Genomic DNA, 21,665 nt, shown 5'->3' on the forward strand with positions numbered 1-21,665 from the left:
GAGTGCCTGCGGTTCACAAATCCACCACTTCACAATTTCACCTTTAGAGGAGCGTCTGCGCCAGCACGTAGTCGGCCAGCAGGATGGCAATAATGGAGTGCGTGACGGCGGTGGTGCTGCTGGCACCTACTTCCAGGGCGCCGCCCTCGGTGTAGAAGCCGCGGTAAGCCGAAATGGCCGACACCAGGAAGGCAAATACCACCGACTTGATCAGGGCAAACGCAATGTTGTAGGGAATAAACGTGTCGCGGATACCTTCCACGTACTCCTGAGCGGTCATGGCGCCCGAGAGCGTGCCGGCGAGGTAGCCGCCCAAAATCGACAGCACCATGGCCAGAATTACCAGCAGCGGGAAGGTGATGATGGCGCCCAGAATGCGCGGCAGCACCAAATAATTGCTGGCGTTGATGCCCATGACTTCCAGCGCGTCGATTTGCTCGGTGATGCGCATGGTGCCCAGGCCGCCGGCAATGCTGCTGCCCACCTTGCCCGCCAGCACGATGCTGGTGATGGTGGGGGCCAGCTCCAGGATGGTCATTTCGCGCACCATGTAGCCGATGGTCGACTTCGGAATGAGCGGGTTGGTCAGGTTGTAGGCAATCTGCACGCAGGTTACGGCGCCGATAAACGCGGATACAATGCTGACAATGAACACCGAATCGATGCCGATGAGCACGGCTTCGTCGAGGGTGCGGTTCCAGAGCACTTTCACGCGCTCGGAACGGATAAACATACTCTGCAGGAAAAGCAGAAATTGGCCGAAAACTTTGACCATAGCGTAGGCTGGCGAGAAAAAAATGGAACCGCCGGGGCGGTGCTGGTCTACATACGTACAAACCGCGAAACAATCTTACGCGATATGCAGAAAACAATTGTGGTGACGGGCGGCAGCAAGGGCATTGGCCGCGCCATTCTGGAGCGTTTTGCCCGCGCCGGCTGGCGCCTCGTCACCTGCGCCCGCTCGGCCGAGGACCTCGACGCCTTGCGCGCCGACTTGGAGCAACAGTTCCCGGATGCGGAGGTTCAGGCCCTGCCCGCCGACCTGAGCAAGCCCAACGAAGCCCGCCGCTTCGTGGACTTTGTGCTCGGCCTGGGCGGCCCGGTCGATGTGCTCGTCAACAACGCCGGCTCATTCATCCCTGGCCGTTTGCAGGACGACGCCGCCGACGGCTCCACCCTGCGCGACATGCTGGCCGTGAACCTGCTCTCGGCCTACGACGTGACGCGCGGCCTGCTGCCGCAGCTGCTCCAACAGGAAGCGGCCCACATCTTCACCATTTGCTCCACCGCCAGCCTGATTCCCTACCCCAACGGCGGCTCCTACGGCGTGGCCAAGTTTGCCCTCTACGGCATGACCAAGAACCTCCGCGAGGAGTTAAAGCTCACGCCCATCCGCGTGACGGCCGTGCTGCCCGGCGCCACTTACACCGCCAGCTGGGAAGGCGCCGGCCTGCCCCCGGAGCGGTTTATCAAAGCCGAAGACGTGGCTGACGCCGTGTTTGGCACCTGGAGCCTCTCGCCGCAGGCCGTGGTGGAGGAGCTGCTCATCCGCCCGCAGCTGGGAGACATTTAGGGCATGAGGGTGTGAGGGGAGGAGTGTAGAAATTCTGGTTCCGTCAACTCCTACACTCTTACCCTACTGTGCCACCGCGCGGCCCTTGCCGGTCACGCTGATTTCCTTCTGCCGGGCCGAGCCGTTGTAGTACAGGCTGCCGTTGCCGGCCACGCTGGCGCGCAGGTAGTCGGTGGCCTGTACGTGGGCGTCGCCGTCGCCGAGCTTGTCCAGGTCGAGGTAGGCGCGGTGGGCGCGCAGGTCTTGGGCGTAGAGGCTGCCCAGGTCGCCGACGGTGGCCAGCAGCTCGTCGGTCTGCCCGCTGAGGCGCATGTCGCCCAGCTCGTAGAGGTCGACGAAGAGGCGCTGGCAATTCACGTCGAATTCGATGTCGCCGGCGCGGGAGAGGTGCAGAAAGAGCGTGTCCTGGCGAAAGGTGCCCTGGGTGCGCAAGGTTTTTTCGCCGATGTGAAACACGTCGGTGAGGCGCGGGGTGTGCAGGGTGACTTGCCGGGGCACGTCGTAGCGGCGCATCCAGTTGCAGCGGCTGGTGTTGTGGATGGTGAGCGTGCCGTCCTGCTCGGTCAGCTGCAGGTCTTCCTGCAAGTTCTGACCGGTGCGCACGGTAGCGTAGGTTTCGGCGTCTTGCACCACGGTCACTTCCACGTTGTCGTAGAGGCGCAGCACGTGGAAGGGCGCCAGCTCGCGCCGCTCTTCCGTGACCTTGCCGCTGCTTTTGAGACAGTCGCCCTCGTGGTCTTTGCCGCAGCCGCCGAGCAGCAGCGCCGCCAACAGCAGGGCCGGGGCTGCGTATGCCCCTAGCCGGGGGCGCGTACTAACTTGCGCGCCCGTTTTGCACCGGTTCATCAACACTTCTTCCAACCTAACAACGTATGGATCTGAACGGCAAGGTAGCCATTGTCACCGGCGTCAGCAAAGGCATCGGCTTGGCCACGGCCCAGCTGCTGCTGCTGCGCGGGGCCGTGGTGGCCGGCTGGGGCCGCCGCCGGCCCGCCGAGCTGCAGCACGAGCGGTTTTCGTTTTTTGAGTGCGACGTGCGCGACGAAGTGCAGGTGCAGGAGGCCTTCACCAACACGCAGCGGGAGCTGGGCCAGCAGGTGCACGTGCTCGTCAACAACGCCGGCCTGGGCCTGGCAGGCCCCGTCGACGGCTTTGATTCCCAGCAGTGGCACCGCATGTTCGACACCAACGTGCACGGGCTGTTCTACTGCACCAAGGCCGTGCTGCCGCAGATGAAACGCCAGCAGCTGGGCCACATCGTCAACATCTCGTCCATTGCCGGCCTCAACGGCATCGAGAACATGGCCGGCTACTGCGCCACGAAGTATGCGGTGCGGGGTTTTTCGCATTCTTTATTCAAGGAAGTGCGCCCGGACGGCATCAAGGTGACCTGCCTGTACCCGGGCTCGACGCAGACCAATTTCTTCGACGACATTCCCGGCACCACCGCCCACGAGCACATGATGCAGCCCGCGGACATTGCCGGCTGCATCGTCTACGCGCTGGAAACGCCGTTCAACTTCCACGTGGTCGACGTGGAAATGCGGCCGCTGCAGCCCAAAGGCCGCTGACCATGCTGCTGATTTGGGCGGGCTCGGCGCTGCTGCTCTGGTACACCCTGCGCCAGTACCGCCGGGCCCGGCCGCAACGCAGACCCGCGCAGCGCTGGTTTGTTTTCCTGGCGCTGGCCTGGCTGGTGCTGCTCGGCATCTGGGTGGTGCTGCCGCTGGTGGCCTCCTGGATCGGGGAGTACCTGCTGAAGAAACCCTGAACCGGCGGCAATGCGCCCGCTGCGCCGTACTTTCGCCCTCCTTATGGTTGAAATCCAACATTTGACCAAGCTCTTTGGCCCCCAGGCCGCCGTCAACGACATTTCGTTCACGGCCGGCCGCGGCGAAATCCTGGGCTTCCTGGGTCCGAACGGGGCCGGCAAAAGCACCACCATGAAAATTGCCACCGGCTACCTGCCGCCCAGCAGCGGCACGGTGCGCGTGGCCGATTTCGACGTGGTGGAGCAGCCCTTGGAAGTGCGCCGCCGCGTGGGCTACCTGCCCGAGCACAACCCGCTCTACCTCGACATGTACGTGCACGAGTACCTCGACTTCATCGGGCGCGTGCACGGGCTGGGCGGCAGCACCCTGCGCAACCGCGTGCGGGAGCTGGTCGGCCGCGTGGGCCTCACGCGTGAGCAGAATAAGCAAATCGGTGCCCTCTCGAAGGGCTACCGGCAGCGCGTGGGCCTGGCCCAGGCCCTGGTGCACGACCCGCAGGTGCTCATCCTCGACGAGCCCACCACCGGCCTCGACCCCAACCAAATCGGCGAAATCCGCACCCTGATCCGCGAGCTGGGCCAGGACAAAACGGTCATTTTTAGTACCCACATCCTGCCCGAAGTGCAAGCCCTCTGCGACCGGGTGGTCATCATCAGCCGCGGGCAGCTGGTGGCCGACGCGCCGGTGCGCGAGCTGAGCGGCCTCACCAAGGGCGGCACCGTCATCCGCGCCGAGTTCGAGGGGCAAATCGACCCGGCCCCGCTCTGGCAACTGCCCGGCGTGAAGGGGGTGGAGCAGGGGCAGAATGGCGCCTGGATTATCCGCACCGAGGGCCAGGGGGACCAGCGCCGCGCCATTTCGCAGCTGGCCGCCCAGCAGGGCTGGCTGCTGCTGGGCCTTCGCCAGGAAGAACAGTCCTTGGAGCAGGTGTTCCAGGAGCTGACGACCTCGCAACCAAAGAAATAAGAGCTACTAGAAAATAAGAACGTCATGTCGAGCTTGTCGAGACATCTCGCGTGCTGACGTCCGGGAGTAATCTGCCAGGTGAAAGGATGTTACTATCCGACATCAGCACGCGAGATTCCTCGACTTCGCTCGGAATGACGTTCTAAGTTGAGTCGTTCGACCAGACGAATCAGCGAAATCAACTAACTCAGCGCCAATCAACGGTTCATGTTCGCCGTCCTTCGCAAAGAATTCAACGCCTTCCTCAACTCCCCGGTGGCCTACGTGGTGCTCGGGGTGTTTTTGGTGGCCACCGGCCTGTTCGTGTGGGTCTTCCCCGATAGCTCAGTGCTCGACTACGGCTTTGCCGACCTGCAGACGCTGTTCAACCTGGCCCCCTGGATTTTTCTGTTCCTGATTCCGGCCATTACCATGCGCACCTTCGCCGAGGAAAAGAAGGCCGGCACCATCGAGCTGCTGCTCACCCGCCCGCTCACCGACGGGCAGCTGGTAGGAGGGAAGTACCTGGCCTGCCTGCTGCTGGCCCTGCTGGCCCTGGTGCCCACGCTGCTCTACTACTACTCGGTGGTGAAGCTGGGCGCCCCCGAAGGCAACATCGATTCGGCCGCTTTTGCCGGCTCGCTCATCGGTCTGGCGCTGCTGGCGGCCGTCTTCGCCGCCATCGGCGTGCTGGCTTCGGCTCTGACGCGCGACCAGATCATTGCCTTTCTGGTGGCCGTGGTGGGCTGCTTCCTGGTGTATTCGGGCTTCGATTCGCTGGCCTCGCTCTTCGAGGGCAGCTCGGCCTACTACATCGGCCAACTCGGCATTGCGGCCCACTACCGCGACCTGAGCAAGGGCTTGGTCGACTCGCGCGACCTGCTGTATTTCTTCTCGGTGGTGGCGGCCATGCTGCTGGCCACACGTCTCGTGCTTCGCAGCCGCAACTGGTAATCCGGACCTTCTGACGCATGGAAACCACTCCCGCCGCCACTACGCCCGCTCCTGTTGCGCCCGCCCCGTCGCGCAAGCAGCGCGACCTGCTCCGATTCGGCCTGATCATCCTGGCCTTGGTGGTGCTCAATTTCGTCGCCCAGCAGTTTTTCTTCCGCCTCGATTTGACGGAGGACAAGCGCTACAGCATGGCCCCCGCAACCAAGCAGCTGCTCGAAACCGCGCCCGAGCCCATTACCGTGACGGTGTACCTGGCCGGCGACTTTCCGCCCGCCTTCCGCCGCCTCGCCCAGGCCACTCGCGAAACCCTCGACGAAATGCAGATTCACGCCGGCTCCAAGCTGCGCTACGTCTTCGTCGACCCCTCGGCCGCTTCCTCCGAAGCCGACCGCAACAAAACCTACGGGCAGCTCATCCAGAAAGGCTTGCGCCCGACCAACCTCGGCGCCAACGAAAACGGCAAGCGCGTCGAGAAAATCATCTTCCCCTGGGCCACCGTGACGGTGGGCAACCGCGAGGAAAACGTGCTGCTGCTGCGCGGCAACCAAGCCGCCCCGCCCGACGTGCGCCTCAACCAGAGCATCGAAGGCCTCGAATACGAGCTAGCCTCCGCCGTGCGCCGTTTGGAGCCAGGCAAGCGCCAGCTCATCGGCATCGTGGAGGGCCATGGCGAGCCCGACAACGAGCACGTGGCCGACCTCATCGGTACGCTGCAGCGCGACTACAACGTGTACCGCATCGACCTGAATAAGGTGACCGAGCAGAACATGAAGGCCCTGTCAGCCGTCATCGTGGCCAAGCCCGAGCGCCCGTACACCGACCCCGAGAAGTACCAGCTCGACAAGTTCATCACCGAGGGCGGCCGGGCCCTGTTCTTCGTCGACGCCATGCGCGTGAACCTGGACAGCGCCAACCGCGGCGGCATGCTGTCCTTCCCGATGGAGCTGGGCCTGACGGATTTGCTGTTTACTTACGGCGCCCGCGTCAACGGGGACCTGATTCTGGACGTGAATTGCGGGCTGATTCCGCTGGTAACGGGCATGTCGGGCAACAAGCCCCAGGTAGAGCCCATGCCCTGGCCGTTTTACCCGGTCGTGAACAACTTCAGCCCGCACCCCATCACCCGCAACCTCGACGCGGTGTACCTGAAGTTCGTCTCCTCCATCGACACGGTAAAGGCCCGCGGCATCCGCAAGACGCCCCTGATGTTCACTTCGCGCTACACCCGCGTGCTGCCCGCTCCGGTGCCCATCAACCTCAACGACGCCCGCCTGCCCCCGGACCCGAAGCTGTACAAGAGCGGCCCCAAGCCCGTGGGCTACCTGCTCGAAGGCCAGTTCCGCTCCCTGTTTGCCAACCGCGCCAAGCCCGGCACTACGCAGTTTCAGCCCGCCCAAAGCCCCCAGGCCAAGCCCAGCAAAATCCTGCTCATCTCCGACGGCGACTTCGTGCGCAACGACGTGGACCCGAAAACCAAGCGCCCCCTGCGCCTGGGCTTCGACCGCCTCGCCACCACCGAGTTTGCCAACCGCGAGCTGACCCAGAACGCCGTCGACTACCTGCTCGATGAGTCGGGTCTGATCGGCGTGCGCGGCAAGCAAATCACCCTGCGCCCCCTGGACAAGGTGAAAATCAACGCCGAGCGGCGGCAGTGGCAACTGCTAAACCTGGGTGCCCCGCTGGCCTTGCTGGCCGTGTTCGGGTTGGTGCGGGCTTGGCTGCGCAAGCGCAAGTACGCCTCGTTTGGGGTGGAATAATGACTAGAATTTGATAGAGGTGCGCAAATCTGTTAGGTATGAGGTAGCAAGGCCAAGTAGCTCCTCAACCTTTTCTTTGGTTACGGGTTTGCCTGAATCATGTGATAATTCATTAGAAAGGCGTACGATTTGGTTTAGTGTGCTTCTCTCTTCTGCGCTCTTAACCTGCTTTAGCGTATTTATCAAGTCTCCTAAAGTTAAATCAGAGTAAGCATTGGGGAAGGAGAATAAACCGTTTCTTAGTCCTGATTGCCATATTAGGCTAAAATTCAATTGAGAATGATGGCAGCATTCAATCTTTAGTACGAATTCGAAAACTCTTCTAATGGAATTAGTTTTTTCACAAAGTTCATCTTCGTCAAGGTGGCCGTGTAAGGTGTTTTGTATTTTTTGTAAGCGAACTTCGCAGCTATAATAATTATATGTAAATAATAGTTTCTGCGATGTATCTGTCCCGAAACCGGCGTCTTTCGGAATAATTATGATTGAATAAATAGGTGTGTTATAACAGTAGCAGTTTTCTGCGTATTCGCCACGATCTAATTCGTAATCTATGTAGAAGTTTTTTCTGTATTCATATGAATCCTTAACATCTGGATCAATGGTTTTTAAGTAAGATAAAATCTCTTTGTGTTTCATGGCATAACCTCTTATGGTTATAAATGGCAAGTTTTTTAGCTCCACTAACTGCATGTCTTTGAAATGGAGTAAAATACTTGAGATATTTGGTTTGTATTTATTTTCTTTGATAAAACTATTTATTCTATCGCCTTTATAGTAATGCCAGTTAAGGGTTAAATAATTTTTATCTTTATCAATTGAGTAGCTTCCGATGCAGTCCCAGCACCCGCTATCTAAGAAATCTACTATAACCCATCCTTCTGTCTCTTTAAGTAGTCTGTTGAGGAATTTATCTAACAAGTTAATATCATAAATTGATTCTTTGCCGAAATCTTGAAAAATATTTGTGAATATTTTGGAGCCATCTGTAATTGGGTCGAGTTTTGACATAAAAATTTGTCGAACGATTGAAGTGATTTATGTACTCCGGTGTGAAGCTTATATTTTGTTAGTTACTTGCTACTGGGTTGCTCACGAAACCGCCGGTAATGCTCCAGTAACCCCCGAATATTCGCCGCGCCCACCGGATTGGCCGAATGCACGTTGAAGCGCTCCACCAGGAGACCTTGCTCCACCAGCCACTTGGCGCAGTCGTAGCCGCTGGGCAGTTCGCAGTTCCGCGCCTCGTCCCATCCCAGGTCGTGGTCAAAGGAAATTTCGGCGGGCACGCCCAGCCGCTCGATGGTGGCCACGAACTCGTCGAAGCTACGCACTACCACCCAGCCCGCGGTGCGGGGCGTGCGCAGGTCGTCTAGGTAAAGCTTGTAGGGCGTAGGCATCGGCGAGGGAAAAGTAGGACCGTTGCAGCAACTTTCGCAGCGGCAAGACGCAGCTAGGAGGTGCTATACGCCCAGGTCGCCGGGGCTGCGCACGGCCGGGTGAGGATTGCCCGTCAACCAGCACGTCGTGCCGGGTTAAAGCCGCGCCACGTCTTTATGCACAAATTCGCTTAGCAGTTCGTGCAAGGATGCTGCGTCGCGGTCGGTGTCTTTGACCAGGGCTTCGGCTTCTTCCAAGGGCCGGAAGCCGCTCAGGTGCCGGTAATCCGCCGGCGTCACTACCCCAAAGCCCATGGACCAGTCAGCGAAGTTGCGCTGCGCAATGGGCCCATCGGCTAGCTTGGTGACGCCCCGGTGGCGGTAGTCCCGCTCGATGCGGGCAAAAATGCCCAGCACCTCGTCGGTCGGGCCCTCCAACACCTGCAGGATGTCGCCCTCGCAATAAAGCAGCACGCCGGTCAGGTCGTGCGCTTCGTTCCAGGCCCGTGACTGCCGCAGCAGGGCCTGCAACTCGGCTTCGCTAAACGGGGCGGTGGCCGAGCTCTGGTAAACTAAATGGTGCAGGGTAGGGGCGGGCATGCGCAGATGAGGGGGCTAATGGAAACCAGGGCGCGGCAGCCTGAACCTACGAAGAAAGCCCGAAACTAGCGGGTCGGCGGCGGCGGCGCCCCGGCCCGCTGCGAGAACGGGGCCAGCGGCCCGTTTTGGCGGTCCATTGCCCCCAACGCGCCGCCCGCAAGCCGCTAGAAACTCCCGCCCGGCTTCCTATCTTTGTTCTCCCAAAACCGCAACCCTTCCCAAAGCCCTATATGAAGTTCATCGTCTCGTCCTCGGCGCTCCTCAAGCAGCTCCAGAGCATCAACGGCGTCGTCACGAGCAACCCCGTGGTACCCATCCTGGAGAACTTCCTCTTTGAAATCGAGAACGGCAAGCTCACCATCACGGCCTCTGATCTGGAGACCAGCATGATGACCGAGCTGCCCGTCGAAGCCCGCGAAAGCGGCCGCATCGCCGCCCCGGCCCGCATCCTGCTCGACACGCTCAAAAACCTGCCCGACCAGCCCGTGACCTTCACGCTGGACGAGGAAACCTACGGCATCGAAATAGCCTCGGCCAACGGCCGCTACAAGCTCGCCGGCGAAAACGCCACCGACTTTCCCCGCGTGCCGGTGGTGAAAGGCTCGGCCCCGGTCGAAATTCCGTCCAGCTCCCTGCTGCGCGCCATCACCAAGACCATCTTCGCCGTCAGCACCGACGAACTGCGCCCGGCCATGACCGGCATCCTCGTGCAGCTGGCCGACAACCAGGCCACCTTCGTCGCTACCGACGGGCACCGCCTGCTGCGCTACCGCCGCCAGGACGTGGCCGCCGGCCAGACGGCCAACCTCATCATTCCGCGCAAGGCCTTCAACCTGCTGAAGGGCGCCCTGCCCTCCGAGGCCACCCCGGTGCGCATGGAGTTCAACCAGTCGAATGCCTTCTTCTCGTTCAACCAGATGCGCCTCGTGTGCCGCCTCATCGACGAGCGGTACCCCGACTACGAGAATGTCATCCCGGTGGCCAACCCCAACAAGCTCATCATCGACCGCGGCCAGCTGCTGAACTCGGTGAAGCGCATTGCCATCTACTCGAACAAGACCACCCACCAAGTGCGCCTGCGCCTGGCCGGTTCCGAGCTGACCATTTCGGCCGAAGACCTGGACTTCTCGAACGAGGCCAACGAAAAGCTGCCCTGCCAGTACGACGGCGAAGACATGGAAATTGGCTTCAACGCCCGCTTCCTGATCGAAATGCTCTCCAACATCGACTCCGAGGAAATTACCCTGGAGCTGAGCACGCCCAACCGCGCCGGTCTGCTGATGCCCACGTTGGCGGAAGACAACGAAAGCATCCTGATGCTGGTGATGCCGGTGATGCTGAACAACTACGTGTAACCGCTGTTGCCCCCTTGCGCCTGTCATCCTGAGCGCAGCGAAGGACCTTACCCCGTCCGATAGTTACTTATCTGACGCCTGCCGTTCAACCGGCATAAGGTCCTTCGCTGCGCTCAGGATGACAGTTCTTTTAACCGCTTTCCTCGAATCTTACTTCGCATGAAAAAATCCGAAATCCGCTTCAGTATTGCCCTCGACGAGCAGAAAATCCCCGAGGCCATCAGCTGGAGCGCCACCGACGCCGGCGCCGACATCCACTTCGCCAAAGCCATGAACATCTCGATCTGGGACCGGGAAGAGCGCGGCACCATGAAGATTGACCTGTGGACCAAGGACATGCCCGTCGACGAGATGAAGCGCTTCTACGTGGACATGATTGGCTCCCTGGCCGAAAGCATCGTGGCCGCCACCAACGACGAGTTCATGGGCGCCAAGCTGCGGGCCGTGGGCAAAGAACTCGCCCAGCACGTGGAGCAGGAGGAGCGCGGCCAGCGCCAGTAACTATTCAGCGCGGCGTTTCACCACGTAACGGCACAAAAAAGCCCGCCCGGCAAGCTGCCGGGCGGGCTTTTTATTCGCTATGTCGAAGCCGCGTTAACGCGTGCGCGAAGCGGCCGGCTTGCTGTCCTCGCGCGACTGGCTGAGGGTAGCACCCCGGGCGCTGGCCGGCAGCGGGTTCTGCACCGATTTCACGAGCATGATGTCCGAAGCCTGGGCGGCGTAGTCTTTGTCGTACTTGTAGTAGGCCGAGCGGTTGCTGAAGTAATTGCTGTACTGCTCGGTCGTCAAGAAGGAGCGCAGCTCCCGGTCGCGTTCCTGGCACACGCCCTGGCACTGCTGGTCGATGAGCTGCGTGTTGCCGGCGTGCTTGGTTTCGATGGCGGCCATCTTGGCCACTTTGTCCTCGTTGATGGCGCGCAGCTTGGTGGTCTGGTAGTTATTCAGGCGCAGTTCGCGGGCCATCTGGTTGGAGAGGTGTTCGGCGCGCTGCTGCACAACCGGAGCTTTTTTCGCTTGGGCCTGGGCCCCGAGAGCTACGCCCGTTGCCAGCACAGCCGTTGCTAGGATCTTCTTCATCGTCATGGCAAGTTGTATCGTTAACGGGCCGAAGCCGCGGAGACTGAATTTCAGGCTGCCGAAGCAACCAACGTGTCTTTCTAACGAAAAAGTGTGCCAAGCGGTTCAGGGCCGCAATAACTGAAGCTGGTTAGAGGCCGAAAAAGCACGGTCATTCTGAGCAAAGCGACGGATCTGGCTCACGCCGCATCAACTAAAAAGCGCCGCTACTAACATCCAGTTAGTAGCGGCGCTTTTCAGTTCTGGCTGCTCAAGCAGCGTGCTGCTATCAGGGGCGGTGCGGGGCTAGAGGGAGGGACCTTCGTTCTTGCTGGCCGCGCAACGTGCTCAGGATGAATGTGCTTTTCGGCTCACGCACCCGGCCTCGCATCAAAACTTGTTCATCCACATCATCGACTCCACGGGGCGGTCGGTGCGCTGGTTGTACTTGGCGTTGGGCTTGCGGTTGTAGTAGTTCTGGATGGCGCCCTCCACGGTGAAGTAGATGAGCTGGCCGATGGGCATGCCGCGGTAGATGCGCACGGGCTGCGTCACGCTGATTTCCAGCGTCCAGGTGTTGGAAAAGCCCACGTCGCCCTTACCGGCGGTGGCGTGGATGTCGATGCCGAGGCGGCCCACCGAGCTTTTGCCCTCCAGAAACGGCACGTGGGCGTGGGTTTCGGTGTATTCCTCGGTTACGCCGAGGTAGAGGGTATTTTGTTCGAGTACGAAGCCCTCCACCGGGATTTCAAATACTTCGATTTCGTTGTGCTTGCGGGCATCGAGCACCCGGTCGCGGTAGGTGGCCAGGTAGCGGCCCAGGTGCACGTCGTAGGAGTTGGTGCCGAGGCAGGCGCGGTCGTAGGGTTCGATTACGATGGTGCCGCGCTCCATCTCGGCCAGAATTTGCTCGTCGGTGAGAATCATTGAAAAAAGGTGAGGGCCGCCATACCGGCGGCCCGTGTTGGGTGCTTGTCGGAAATTACGCCTCGTCGTCTTCGTAGCGGTCCTCGGGCAGCACGGCGGCGGGGCGGCGGGCGGGAGCTGGGGCGTCTTCGTCCTCCAGCGGCTCGGGCTCGGCGGTGAGGCTGTTGAGCTGGGCGCGCATGCCCGGAATGACCGCTAGGCTCAGGTATAACAGCAGCGCGAGCGACGCCACGGAGCAGAGCAGGGTGGTGTAGTCGAGCCAGTCGTGGCGCGCGGCGCCGTACTCGCCCAGGGGCCGGGCCCGGGCCACGGCGGGCTCTTCGACGGGGGCATCGGCTTCGGCGGCGGGTGCAGCGTCTTCCAGCGGCTTGGTTAGGGGGGCTTCGGCGTCGGCGTCCACGTCGGCCGGGGGCACGTTGGCGGCGTCCACGAGCAGCTCTTCGGGGGCAGGGTCTTCGCTGGCGTTAAACTGCGCGCTGGCCTGTTTGATGTACCGCTGCAGGCCGTGAATGAGGCCGGCCCGTTCGTCGCGGGGCAGACCGCGGATGAAGAACTCGAAGTTGGAATCGATCAGGATGCCGTTGAGCTGCTTTTCAAATTCCACCAAGTCGGTGCGCCCTTTGCCGAAGCGGTTCTTGAACCGCTCGGCCACGCCGTTGTAATTGTGAAACAGCGTCTTCAGGTCGTCGCGGCCGGGAAAGTCATCGAATTCGCGGCGGGCTTTGGCCGTGCGCAGCGTCACCGGAAACTTGCGGCGGGTGAAGGCTTTGTCGTAGACGGCCTCCATGGTGCGGAAGTTCATCTCGTCGACGGCGCGGTCGTAGAGCTGTTTGTTTTGCGCGGCCGTTTTCTCGGTTTGGGCGCGCAGCCCCAACGGCACCACCAACAGCACAAGCAGCAAGCTCCAAAACCCCAAACGGTAGCGGTAAGGCATAACGGGCAGACAAACGGTTTTCGGGGCAAAGATAGCCGGCCGCACGGGTATGCAGCACGGGGGCAGGGCGCCAAAATGGCGCGGTATTGGCGGAAAGCAACTTCTGGGGGCCGCCCGAGCTCCTATCCGTGATTTTCTTTCCCGCCCTGGCCGTCCGGCCAGGGCTATTTCATCCATTTTTTACTTTTTCTATGCGGAATGTTTTACATCTCGTGCGGTGGGTATTTGTGTTGATAATCAGTTGCGTGGCGGGGCGCCGGGCGCAGGCGCAGGCCCCGAGCTGGCAACTGGCCCTGCCGGTACGCGCCACCGTGGCGGCCGCCGTTACCGATGCGAACGGCAACGTGTACCTGACCGGGAGTTTTCGGGGAAGCGCGACGTTCGGCTCCATTGGGCTGTCGGCCAACAGCTCGAGCAACACCGATATGTTCGTGGCCAAATGGAGCCCGGCACTCGGTGCCTTCGCGTGGGCCGTGCGGGGCGGTGGCATGGGTGTCGACGCGGGCCAGGGCATTGCCGTGGGCGGGAGCAACGTGTACGTCAGCGGCAGCTTCCAGAGCTCCACGGCTACGTTTGGCAGCGTGGCCCTGACCAATGCCGATGCCAGCGCCGCCACCACCGACGTGTACGTGAGCAAGCTGAACGCCGAAACCGGTGCCTACCAGTGGGCGCAGCGCGCCGGCGGCCCGGGCAGCGACACGGCCCCGGGCCTGGTTGCGACGAGCAGCGGCCTGTACGTAGGCGGGGTGTTTGGCGGCACGACGGCCGCGTTTGGCGCGACCACGCTGAGCATCCGCTTTCCGGGCAGCACGGGCAGCGCCTACCTGGCCCGCCTGACCGATGCCGGCACCACGGCCGCTTTCGCCTGGGCGCTGGCGGGCGGGGCCACCGGCACCACCGAGTTTGGGGGCCTGGCCGGCAGCGGCAACGCCTTGTACTTGGCCTACAACTTCACCGGCACCGCGGGCTTCAGCAACCTGACCGTTGCCAACACCGACGCCTCCGGGGCCAGCAGCGACCTGGCCCTGGTGAAAGTCAACGACGTGAGCGGCGGCCCGACCATCGGCTGGCTGAAGCAAGCGGGCGGCCCGGCCAACGACTACGTGACGGGCTTGGCCGCGAACGGGGCCAACGTGTACTTGACGGGCGGCCTGAGCAGCGCCACCGCCGCTTTCGACGGCCTTACCCTGAACCTGAGCAGCGGGCCGGTATACGTGGCCAAGCTCAGCGACGCGGGCACCAGCGGCGCCTTCGTCTGGAGCCAGCAGATCGGGGGCAGCGGCGCCTACGCGGCGCCCTACCGGCTGGCGGTGCAGGACAACGGGGTGTACGTGGCCGGCGGCTTCACCGGGGCTACTATCAGCGCGGGCTCCACCACCCTCACCAACACCCTCAGCACGACCACCGACGCGGTGGTGGCCAAGCTTACCGACGTGGGCAGCACCGGCGCTTTTGCCTGGGCCGTGCAGGCCGGGGGCAGCGGCAACGAGCAGGTCAGCGCCGTGGCCGTCAGCCCGAACGGCTCGGCATACGTGGGCGGGAGCATGGGCGGCACAGCTAGCTTCGGGGGGCAAACCGTTAGCAGTACGGATATCACCGGCGCCCCGGTAGCCAGCGGCGGCTTCGTCGCCTACCTGCCCAGCGCCGGGCCGGTGCTGAACTTGGTGGCGCCCAGCACCGCGCCGGTGGGGGGCACCATTGCCCTTTACGGCCGGCAGCTCACCGGGGCTACCAGCGTGACGTTCAGCGGCGGTGCCACGGTCAGCGCAGGCTTTACGGTAAATGCTGCGGGCACCCAGCTTAGCGGGGTGGTGGTACCGGCCGGGGCCCAGAGCGGGCCGGTGCTGGTGACGACGCCCAACGGCGTGAGCAACGGCGTGGTGTACACCCTCGGCACGGCCAACCCGGCGCCGGCCTGGCAGGGCCTGGCCGCGGCCAGCACGGGCCCGCAGAGCACCGTGCGCTACGCAGTTACCGCCGCCAACGGCGACGTGCTCATCTCCGGCACGTTTGCCGGCAGCCTGACGCTGGGCAGTACCACGCTCACCAGCCAGGGCGCCCTCGATGTATTTGTGGCAAAGTGGAGCCCGGCCTCGGGCAGCTACGTATGGGCCGTCAGCGCCGGTAGTGCGCAGACCGACGCGCCGCTGGGCCTGGGCCTGAACGGCAGCAATATCTACGTGGCCGGCCAGGTGCAGGGCCCGACCATGACGCTGGGCAGTGTGACGCTCACCAACACCGAGTACGCAGGCTTTGTGACCAAGCTCGTCGACAACGGCAGCTCGGCCAGCTTTGTGTGGGCCGAGGCCGTGCGCGACGGCAGCTACGTCTTTCTGCAGGCGCTGGCCGTGAATGGCAACGACGTGTTCATTGGCGGCGACTACACCGGCGCGGCGCTGACGGTGGCCGGCGGCACCATCAGCGGCAACGCCAGCGAGGACGACGGCTTCGTGGTGAAGCTCACCGACAACGGCAACTCCGCCAGCTACCGCTGGGGCCAGCGCATGGGCAACGCCCTGACCTCCACTACCGACAACTGGGCAAACGTATACGGCTTGGCCGTGCAGGGCAGCAACGTGTACCTGACGGCCTTTTTCGTAGGCACCGTCGACTTTGGCAACCAGACCTTGAGCAGCGCGGGCGGCTACGACGTGGCCGTGGTGCGCCTCGCCGACGCGGGCAGCAGCAGCAGCTTCACGGCGGCGCTGCGGCTGGGTGGTGCAGGCAACGACGGCGCACTGTACCTCTCCGCGCGCGGCAACGCGCTCTACGCGTCGGGGCAGACGAGTAACCCCAGTTGGACGGGCGCCACGCCCAGCGGGACGGGCACCGGCTTCGTGGCCCGGGTCGACGACGCGGGTGCCGCGGGCCTACGCTTGGCTTGGGTGCAACTGGCCGGCATCACCGTGTTGCAGACCTTCCCCACCAACGCCGGGCTGTACGCCGCGGGCAGTTTCGGCCTGACGGGCACGTTCGGGGCCACTACCTACGTCAGCGCGGGCCATGCCGACGGCATGTTGCTGCGCCTGGAGGACCGCGGCAGCAGCGCCAGCATTGCCTGGGTGCAGACGGCCGGCGGGCCGGGCGCGGACGTGTTTTACAGCGTGGCGGTGAGCGGCACCAACGTATACGCGGCCGGCTACACTACTCCCGCATCGGCTTTCGGTAGCCTGGTCCTGACGGCCCCGGCTAGCGCGCAGGTGGCCGTGCTGGCCGCGCTGACCGACGTGGCCCTGCCCACCCAGGAACCGCGCACCGCCGCTACCGCCCTGGGGCTGTACCCCAACCCGGCCCACGGCCGCGCTACGGTGAAGCTGCCGGCCAGCAGCCCGGCCGGTCCGCTGATGCTGCTCGACGGTATGGGCCGCGAAGTGCGGCGCGTGGCGCGCCCGGGCAGCGCGCCGGAGGTGGAGCTGGACCTGCGTGGTCTGGCCGCTGGCCTGTACGTGGTGCGCTGCGGCGGTCTTAGCCAGCGCCTGCTGGTCGAATAAGCCTCAGGGCTAGTGCCTCAGCACATCGGCCCCGGCCTGCGGCGCGCAGTATTTGCGCCGCGGGCCGGGGCCGAAATCGTTGCGACCAAGCCGCGGGGCTTACAGGCCATGCGCCTCGCGCATGGAAGCGCGGCAGGCGGTCAGGTACATGTCCACTAGGTCGTCCGTCACGGCGGTGCTCACGAACAGGGCCTCGAACTGCGACGGCGCCAGGTAAATGCCGCGGTGCAGCATGGCGCGGAAGTAGCGGCCGAAGGCTTCCAGGTCGGCGGTTTTGGCCGAGGCCAGGTCGGTGACGGGCTGCGCGGTGAAGAACACGCTCCACATCGAGCCGACGCGGTTGACGGTGTAGTTCAGGCCCAGCTCGGCGGCAATCTGGCGGGTGCCGTCGGCCAGGGCGGCGCTGGTGTGCTCCAGTTGCTGGTACACCTCGGGGTGCTCGTTGAGGTAGCGCAGCTGAGCCAGGCCGGCGGCGGTGGCAATGGGGTTGCCGGAAAGCGTACCGGCCTGGTAGACCTTGCCGGCCGGCGCTACCTGGTCCATGATTTCCTTTTTGCCGCCGTAGGCGCCCACCGGCATGCCGCCGCCGATGATTTTACCCAGTGTGGTCATGTCCGGCTCGATGCCGTAGAGCTCCTGCGCGCCGCCGCGGGCGAGGCGGAAGCCGGTCATTACTTCGTCGAAGATGAACACGATGCCGTGCTGGGTGCACAGCTCGCGCAAGCCTTGGAGGAAGCCTTCGGCGGGCGGCACCAGACCAATGTTGCCCACCACAGGCTCCAGGATAATGGCCGCAATCTGGCCGGGGTTGGCTTCGATGGCGGCGGCCGTAGCGTCGAGGTTGTTGTAGGGCACCGTGAGCGTATCTTGGGCCACGCCTTCGGTCACGCCGGGCGAGTCGGGGGTGCCGAGAGTGAGGGCACCCGAGCCGGCGGCAATCAGGAAGGAGTCGCCGTGGCCGTGGTAGCAGCCTTCAAACTTCAGAATCTTGGGGCGGCCGGTGTAGCCGCGGGCCACGCGGATGGCCGACATGGTAGCCTCCGTGCCGGAGTTGACTAGGCGTACTTTCTCGATGCTGGGTACCATCTCGATGATGAGCTCGGCCATTTCCACCTCGCGGCGCGTGGGCGCCCCGAACGACAAGGACGAAGGCAGGGCCTGCGCCACGGCGTCGAGCACAATCTGCGGGGCGTGACCGAGAATCATCGGACCCCAGCTGTTGATGAAATCCAGGTAGCGGTTGCCGTCGACGTCGGTAAGCCAGGCGCCCTGGGCCGACTGCATGAACACAGGATGGCCGCCCACGGCGCGGAAGGCGCGCACCGGCGAGTTGACGCCGCCCGGAATGAGGTCTTTGGCGCGGGTGAAAAGTTGGTCGCTGGTCGAGAGGTTGAGGTCGGTAGCGGGAGTAGCTTGTTGCATAAGGGCCGAACAAGCGCCGGGGGAGGTTGGTGCCGGCAGCTGCGGGCAAAGGTAGACCGCAGCGGGTTATCTGGTGCTGGCTGCGGCCGGAGGCAATGCGTAGGTGCAGACCATTGATAAGAACCTGCTGACGGATGGTTGAATGCTACAGGCGGATGAGCAATGGCACCGTTGGCGTCCTTGCGAGCGAAGCGCGGCAATCCTTCCTCCAGCAATACCGCCGAATACCTACTGCCTAAAACCGGCCTCGCCCGAAACCGGCATCTGTGGTTTCGGGCGAGGCCGGTTGCGTTCTAATAATTTTTGGTTTCCGCCAATGTCCTCGTCGTGCCTCGGCAGGACCGATTGCCGCGCGTGGCTCGCGCCGACTGCTAGGTGAACGGTCGGCTCCGCCGCAAACACTTGCACTTACCCACTTCAGAAGCCCTTGGGCAGGTCAATGCCGCGAATGGTGCGGAAGAGGCTGAGCGCGTTCTGGTCGGTGAGGGCCCCGACGTAGTCGGTGAGCAGGATGATCTGCTCGTAGGCCGGCAGGTCGGCTTGGGGGCCGAGGGCGCGGTACTGGGCGGGCAGCAGGTCGAGCAGTTTGCGGGAGCGGGCGGAGGCCGAGGGGTCGAAGGCGGCGTGCAGGAAGGCATCGAGCAGGCCGGCCAGCACTTCGAAGCCGGCGGCTTCAATTTGCAGCACCGGGCGGCTGCGGTAGAGGTGCTGCACCGAAAGCTGCTGAATTTCCTGCAGGGCAGGCCAGCACTCCAGCTCCTGAATCAGGCAGTCGTCGTAGTCGCCGGTGAGCAGGTCGGGGGCATGACGGGCGAACACCTGGGCGGTTTCGGCCACCAGCTTGCCGATGAGGCGGGCGCGCAGGTAGCCCAGCTCCTCGCGCCAGTCGTGCCACTGCACGGTGCGGGGCCGGTCGGCCGGGTCGGCCAAGATGGCGCGCAGGCGCTGCAAGCCCTCCTCGGCCGGCAGCAAGCCCAACTTGAGCGCGTCCTCGAAGTCGATGATGCGGTAGCAAATGTCGTCGGCGGCTTCGACGAGGAAGGCCAGCGGGTGGCGGTGGTAGAAGCCGGGCGCTTCGGCTTTAGGTAGCAGGCCGAGGTCCTGCGCCACGTGCTGAAAACGGGCGGCTTCGGTCTGAAAGTGCCCGAATTTCTTTTCGCTGGCCCCGCCGGTTTGGGCCGTGGCCTCCACCTGCGACGGGCGCGGGTACTTGGTAAAGGCGCCGAGGGTGGCGTAGGTCAGCCCCAGGCCGGCCGTGCCGCTGCTGTGGGCGGCGTAGGTGTGAGTGAGCATCCGAAAGCCAGCCGCATTGCCACCGAAGTGCTGCAAATCGGCGCGCTGGGCGGCCGAGAGCGTGCGCACGAAGGGCTCGGCGGCCGGGCTGGTGAAGTAGGCGGCAATGGCGTCTTCGCCGGCGTGGCCGAAGGGCGGGTTGCCGATGTCGTGGGCCAGGCAGGCGGCCGCCACGATGTCGCCGCAGTCGGCGTCGAAAAAGGGCAGCTCTTCGGCCAGGGCCGCGTCGTGCTCCATAAGCAGGCGCCCGCCGAGGCGGCCCAGGGAGCGGCCCACGCACGCCGTTTCGAGGGAGTGCGTGAGGCGGGTGTGCACAAAGTCGGTTTCGGGCAGCGGCACGTTTTGGGCTTGGCGCTGCAGGCGGCGGAAGGCCGAGCTGAACACCACCCGGTCGTAGTCCTGCACGAAGGCGCCGCGCACGGGGGCGGCGTTGGAAACGACGTGGAGCTGGGGCTGATCGGGGTAGCGGCGGCGCGAGAGCAGCCGCGGCCAGGACATGGGGGCGGGGGAGGTGGCGAGCTTCATGCGGCGGGCAAGATACGCAGGCAGATGGCGCCTCACCCATCCCTGTCCTCTTCTCCTTAAATAGACTTGAGCATGAAATTCAGCGGAGGCGGAATATTGACCAGCCCCTTTCCTCAGATCCTTGACTCCGCTCGAAATGACAACTGAAAGAGCCCTTGGAGAAGAGAAGGTGCTACGCAAGGCAGAGGCCAGAGGAAACAGATGTCTATTGTGCCTTCTGTCCGCCCATAGAGCAGTTGCCTACAATTCCCGCGTCAGCTCGAAGCGGGCGGGCAGTTGAAAGCGCGGCGGCTGACTAGCGTTGAGGCGCCCCGTCTCCAGCTGTTCGAGGCGCGTCCAGATTAGCACGTTGCGGTTGCCCGGATCGGGGCGCAGGGCGGCTTTGAGGTGGTTGTTGCCGGCTTGGTCCTGAAAAATCACGTGCTGTTCGCTGGTGGCCTGTACGAAGCCAAACGGAAAGCTGCCTTGGCGGGGGCGGGAGCAAGTTTCGTCGACCACCACGCCGCGGCGGCTGAAGCGGTAGCAACCCAGCAGCACCGGGTAAGGGCTGGGTTTGCCGTCGGGCAGCAGGTAGTTGTGCACTTCGCGCAGCTGAATGCGAAACACGGTGGAATCGGTGCGGTATTCCCAGGCGCCCACGTAGGGGTTGGGCGTTTGGGCGGGCGAGGCAGCGGCGAAGGGCAGCAGCCCGGCCCAGGCGAGGGTTAGAACGGCGAGCATCTGAAATCGAGGCGAAGCGAATACCGGCAGCCGGTAGGATTCACACGGATTCCAGCCGGATTGGTTATTGTTCCGCCGTCACTTGCAGGCGCCCCAAGGCCCGCAGCGTGAGGTAGCCCAGCAGCAGAAACGCGCCGAACAGCACCGTTACGCCCCAGGCCCGCGGGTGGTGGGCCGGGTGCAGCAAGGTGCCGAGAATGTCGTAGGCGAGGCTGAAAGGGTTGGTCACGATGTCCCAGCTGTTCCAGCGCAGGAAGCGGCCCAGATATACGCCGTAGGAGCTGAGCACCAAGGCCACCGAGCTGAAGGCCCAGCCGGCTACCCAGCCCAGGCGCTCCTCCACGAAGCGCTGCATATCCAGCAGGGAGGCGTAGCCGAGCATAAGCCCGTTCCAGGCGGCGGTCAGCAGGAGCGTCAGGTCGTACCAGCGCGGCACGCCGGGGTATTGGCCCAGGTGCAGCAAATCGGTGAGGATGTACGGGGCGTTGGGGAAGAACAGCAGCCAGAGCAGGCCCACCGGCAGCAGCCAGCGGCGGCGGGTATCCGGAGCCAGCAGGCTCAGCAGCAAGCTCAGGCCCATCGGAATAGCGGCCAGAAACAGGTTCCAGAGCAGAAAGACGAAGGTGATGTGGTGCGTCCAGAACACCCGAAACACGATAAGCACCGTGCTCATGGCCAGCGAGGCGCCCAGGATAAGCACGAGGCCGAAGCGCTGGCGCAACAGGGCCGAAGCCGTGGGGGATAGAGTAGCCATAACGGTGATACGGGATTGGGCGAGGCAGCGTAACGCCGCTCCGCTGCGGAAAGTATGGCGACGAACAAAAACCACGCCCCCCAACTCGCCGCCGCTCTGTCGGGCGCCTGACCGCCGGCCCCTTCCAAAAAAGGAGAGGCTATTTCGCTTAGGATCTAGATTCAGTTGATACAGTAGTGCCCGCCGCTTGCGGTGATGGGGCGCAAAC

At 63.3% G+C, this 21,665-nt stretch carries 21 protein-coding genes; 9 read left to right on the forward strand and 12 right to left on the reverse strand.

Annotated elements, in window-relative coordinates; genetic code table 11:
* Positions 1 to 43: 43 nt before the first annotated feature.
* Complete coding sequence (locus LJ737_RS19040; protein ID WP_410779959.1) at positions 44 to 733, reverse strand: MlaE family ABC transporter permease; 690 nt, start codon at positions 731 to 733, stop codon at positions 44 to 46.
* A gap of 126 nt (positions 734 to 859) precedes the next feature.
* Between LJ737_RS19040 and LJ737_RS19045 the strand changes: the two genes are divergently transcribed.
* Positions 860 to 1,573 carry an SDR family oxidoreductase gene (locus tag LJ737_RS19045; RefSeq protein WP_227768340.1) on the forward strand — a complete coding sequence of 238 codons (714 nt, stop codon included), beginning with the start codon at positions 860 to 862 and terminating at the stop codon, positions 1,571 to 1,573.
* Between the two features lie 63 nt (positions 1,574 to 1,636).
* Here the strand turns inward: LJ737_RS19045 and LJ737_RS19050 are convergent, their stop codons facing one another.
* Entirely contained in the window at positions 1,637 to 2,419 is a 783-nt protein-coding gene (locus LJ737_RS19050) for a head GIN domain-containing protein (RefSeq protein WP_227768341.1), read from the reverse strand.
* Between the two features lie 26 nt (positions 2,420 to 2,445).
* Between LJ737_RS19050 and LJ737_RS19055 the strand changes: the two genes are divergently transcribed.
* The 5 genes from LJ737_RS19055 (at position 2,446) to gldG (ending at position 7,001) form a co-directional block, all read left to right on the forward strand.
* Positions 2,446 to 3,144: an SDR family oxidoreductase gene (locus LJ737_RS19055; RefSeq protein ID WP_227768342.1), complete on the forward strand. Its 699-nt coding sequence runs from the start codon at positions 2,446 to 2,448 to the stop codon at positions 3,142 to 3,144.
* Between the two features lie 2 nt (positions 3,145 to 3,146).
* Positions 3,147 to 3,344 carry a hypothetical protein gene (locus tag LJ737_RS19060; RefSeq protein WP_227768343.1) on the forward strand — a complete coding sequence of 66 codons (198 nt, stop codon included), beginning with the start codon at positions 3,147 to 3,149 and terminating at the stop codon, positions 3,342 to 3,344.
* A 43-nt stretch (positions 3,345 to 3,387) separates the two neighbouring features.
* Positions 3,388 to 4,311, forward strand: a complete 924-nt coding sequence (gene gldA / locus LJ737_RS19065) for a gliding motility-associated ABC transporter ATP-binding subunit GldA (protein ID WP_227768344.1) — start codon at positions 3,388 to 3,390, stop codon at positions 4,309 to 4,311.
* Between the two features lie 207 nt (positions 4,312 to 4,518).
* Positions 4,519 to 5,244, forward strand: a complete 726-nt coding sequence (gldF, locus tag LJ737_RS19070) for a gliding motility-associated ABC transporter permease subunit GldF (RefSeq protein WP_227768345.1) — start codon at positions 4,519 to 4,521, stop codon at positions 5,242 to 5,244.
* Positions 5,245 to 5,261: 17 nt separating this feature from the next.
* Complete coding sequence (gldG, locus tag LJ737_RS19075) at positions 5,262 to 7,001, forward strand: gliding motility-associated ABC transporter substrate-binding protein GldG (RefSeq protein WP_227768346.1); 1,740 nt, start codon at positions 5,262 to 5,264, stop codon at positions 6,999 to 7,001.
* 3 nt (positions 7,002 to 7,004) lie between these two features.
* On the opposite strand, the gene LJ737_RS19080 is transcribed toward gldG, so the two are convergent.
* The 3 genes from LJ737_RS19080 to LJ737_RS19090 form a co-directional block, all read right to left on the reverse strand.
* On the reverse strand, positions 7,005 to 8,012 hold the full coding sequence (locus LJ737_RS19080; RefSeq protein ID WP_227768347.1) for a hypothetical protein: 1,008 nt from the start codon (positions 8,010 to 8,012) through the stop codon (positions 7,005 to 7,007).
* Positions 8,013 to 8,074: 62 nt separating this feature from the next.
* Positions 8,075 to 8,401, reverse strand: coding sequence for a cyclic-phosphate processing receiver domain-containing protein (locus LJ737_RS19085; protein ID WP_227768348.1), 327 nt, complete (start codon positions 8,399 to 8,401; stop codon positions 8,075 to 8,077).
* Positions 8,402 to 8,536: 135 nt separating this feature from the next.
* Entirely contained in the window at positions 8,537 to 8,980 is a 444-nt protein-coding gene (locus tag LJ737_RS19090; RefSeq protein ID WP_227768349.1) for a BLUF domain-containing protein, read from the reverse strand.
* A gap of 230 nt (positions 8,981 to 9,210) precedes the next feature.
* Here LJ737_RS19090 and dnaN point away from each other — a divergent pair, with 230 nt between their 5' ends.
* Together dnaN and gldC are read left to right on the forward strand one after the other, a co-directional pair.
* The gene (dnaN, locus tag LJ737_RS19095) at positions 9,211 to 10,335 is read left to right on the forward strand and encodes a DNA polymerase III subunit beta (protein ID WP_227768350.1); all 1,125 of its coding nucleotides are present in this window, start codon (positions 9,211 to 9,213) and stop codon (positions 10,333 to 10,335) included.
* 159 nt (positions 10,336 to 10,494) lie between these two features.
* Complete coding sequence (gldC, locus tag LJ737_RS19100) at positions 10,495 to 10,836, forward strand: gliding motility protein GldC (RefSeq protein ID WP_227768351.1); 342 nt, start codon at positions 10,495 to 10,497, stop codon at positions 10,834 to 10,836.
* A 93-nt stretch (positions 10,837 to 10,929) separates the two neighbouring features.
* Here the strand turns inward: gldC and LJ737_RS19105 are convergent, their stop codons facing one another.
* The 3 genes from LJ737_RS19105 to LJ737_RS19115 form a co-directional block, all read right to left on the reverse strand.
* Entirely contained in the window at positions 10,930 to 11,412 is a 483-nt protein-coding gene (locus LJ737_RS19105; RefSeq protein WP_227768352.1) for a DUF4890 domain-containing protein, read from the reverse strand.
* A gap of 369 nt (positions 11,413 to 11,781) precedes the next feature.
* A complete protein-coding gene (gene dcd, locus LJ737_RS19110) occupies positions 11,782 to 12,318 on the reverse strand; it encodes a dCTP deaminase (protein WP_227768353.1) in 537 nt (178 codons plus the stop codon).
* A gap of 55 nt (positions 12,319 to 12,373) precedes the next feature.
* A complete protein-coding gene (locus LJ737_RS19115) occupies positions 12,374 to 13,252 on the reverse strand; it encodes a hypothetical protein (protein ID WP_227768354.1) in 879 nt (292 codons plus the stop codon).
* A gap of 191 nt (positions 13,253 to 13,443) precedes the next feature.
* Between LJ737_RS19115 and LJ737_RS19120 the strand changes: the two genes are divergently transcribed.
* A complete protein-coding gene (locus LJ737_RS19120; protein ID WP_227768355.1) occupies positions 13,444 to 16,743 on the forward strand; it encodes a T9SS type A sorting domain-containing protein in 3,300 nt (1,099 codons plus the stop codon).
* A 99-nt stretch (positions 16,744 to 16,842) separates the two neighbouring features.
* Here the strand turns inward: LJ737_RS19120 and hemL are convergent, their stop codons facing one another.
* The 4 genes from hemL to LJ737_RS19140 all read right to left on the reverse strand — a co-directional run bounded on the left by hemL (position 16,843) and on the right by LJ737_RS19140 (position 21,457).
* Positions 16,843 to 18,165, reverse strand: coding sequence for a glutamate-1-semialdehyde 2,1-aminomutase (gene hemL, locus LJ737_RS19125; RefSeq protein WP_227768356.1), 1,323 nt, complete (start codon positions 18,163 to 18,165; stop codon positions 16,843 to 16,845).
* 417 nt (positions 18,166 to 18,582) lie between these two features.
* Positions 18,583 to 19,983 carry a dGTP triphosphohydrolase gene (gene dgt, locus LJ737_RS19130; RefSeq protein WP_227768357.1) on the reverse strand — a complete coding sequence of 467 codons (1,401 nt, stop codon included), beginning with the start codon at positions 19,981 to 19,983 and terminating at the stop codon, positions 18,583 to 18,585.
* A 240-nt stretch (positions 19,984 to 20,223) separates the two neighbouring features.
* Positions 20,224 to 20,703 carry a DUF6705 family protein gene (locus LJ737_RS19135; protein WP_227768358.1) on the reverse strand — a complete coding sequence of 160 codons (480 nt, stop codon included), beginning with the start codon at positions 20,701 to 20,703 and terminating at the stop codon, positions 20,224 to 20,226.
* A 64-nt stretch (positions 20,704 to 20,767) separates the two neighbouring features.
* Positions 20,768 to 21,457: a DUF1361 domain-containing protein gene (locus LJ737_RS19140; protein WP_227768359.1), complete on the reverse strand. Its 690-nt coding sequence runs from the start codon at positions 21,455 to 21,457 to the stop codon at positions 20,768 to 20,770.
* Positions 21,458 to 21,665 lie beyond the last annotated feature (208 nt).

Origin of the sequence: Hymenobacter sp. 15J16-1T3B (genome assembly GCF_020711235.1) — a bacterium.
Lineage (GTDB): Bacteria > Bacteroidota > Bacteroidia > Cytophagales > Hymenobacteraceae > Solirubrum.

Excerpts from the sequence above, each read along its gene's own strand:
- LJ737_RS19040 (WP_410779959.1), bottom strand. The coding sequence starts at position 733 with ATGTTTATCCGTTCCGAGCGCGTGAAAGTGCTCTGGAACCGCACCCTC.
- LJ737_RS19045 (WP_227768340.1), top strand. The coding sequence starts at position 860 with ATGCAGAAAACAATTGTGGTGACGGGCGGCAGCAAGGGCATTGGCCGC.
- LJ737_RS19050 (WP_227768341.1), bottom strand. The coding sequence starts at position 2,419 with ATGAACCGGTGCAAAACGGGCGCGCAAGTTAGTACGCGCCCCCGGCTA.
- LJ737_RS19055 (WP_227768342.1), top strand. The coding sequence starts at position 2,446 with ATGGATCTGAACGGCAAGGTAGCCATTGTCACCGGCGTCAGCAAAGGC.
- LJ737_RS19060 (WP_227768343.1), top strand. The coding sequence starts at position 3,147 with ATGCTGCTGATTTGGGCGGGCTCGGCGCTGCTGCTCTGGTACACCCTG.
- gldA (WP_227768344.1), top strand. The coding sequence starts at position 3,388 with ATGGTTGAAATCCAACATTTGACCAAGCTCTTTGGCCCCCAGGCCGCC.
- gldF (WP_227768345.1), top strand. The coding sequence starts at position 4,519 with ATGTTCGCCGTCCTTCGCAAAGAATTCAACGCCTTCCTCAACTCCCCG.
- gldG (WP_227768346.1), top strand. The coding sequence starts at position 5,262 with ATGGAAACCACTCCCGCCGCCACTACGCCCGCTCCTGTTGCGCCCGCC.
- LJ737_RS19080 (WP_227768347.1), bottom strand. The coding sequence starts at position 8,012 with ATGTCAAAACTCGACCCAATTACAGATGGCTCCAAAATATTCACAAAT.
- LJ737_RS19085 (WP_227768348.1), bottom strand. The coding sequence starts at position 8,401 with ATGCCTACGCCCTACAAGCTTTACCTAGACGACCTGCGCACGCCCCGC.
- LJ737_RS19090 (WP_227768349.1), bottom strand. The coding sequence starts at position 8,980 with ATGCCCGCCCCTACCCTGCACCATTTAGTTTACCAGAGCTCGGCCACC.
- dnaN (WP_227768350.1), top strand. The coding sequence starts at position 9,211 with ATGAAGTTCATCGTCTCGTCCTCGGCGCTCCTCAAGCAGCTCCAGAGC.
- gldC (WP_227768351.1), top strand. The coding sequence starts at position 10,495 with ATGAAAAAATCCGAAATCCGCTTCAGTATTGCCCTCGACGAGCAGAAA.
- LJ737_RS19105 (WP_227768352.1), bottom strand. The coding sequence starts at position 11,412 with ATGAAGAAGATCCTAGCAACGGCTGTGCTGGCAACGGGCGTAGCTCTC.
- dcd (WP_227768353.1), bottom strand. The coding sequence starts at position 12,318 with ATGATTCTCACCGACGAGCAAATTCTGGCCGAGATGGAGCGCGGCACC.
- LJ737_RS19115 (WP_227768354.1), bottom strand. The coding sequence starts at position 13,252 with ATGCCTTACCGCTACCGTTTGGGGTTTTGGAGCTTGCTGCTTGTGCTG.
- LJ737_RS19120 (WP_227768355.1), top strand. The coding sequence starts at position 13,444 with ATGCGGAATGTTTTACATCTCGTGCGGTGGGTATTTGTGTTGATAATC.
- hemL (WP_227768356.1), bottom strand. The coding sequence starts at position 18,165 with ATGCAACAAGCTACTCCCGCTACCGACCTCAACCTCTCGACCAGCGAC.
- dgt (WP_227768357.1), bottom strand. The coding sequence starts at position 19,983 with ATGAAGCTCGCCACCTCCCCCGCCCCCATGTCCTGGCCGCGGCTGCTC.
- LJ737_RS19135 (WP_227768358.1), bottom strand. The coding sequence starts at position 20,703 with ATGCTCGCCGTTCTAACCCTCGCCTGGGCCGGGCTGCTGCCCTTCGCC.
- LJ737_RS19140 (WP_227768359.1), bottom strand. The coding sequence starts at position 21,457 with ATGGCTACTCTATCCCCCACGGCTTCGGCCCTGTTGCGCCAGCGCTTC.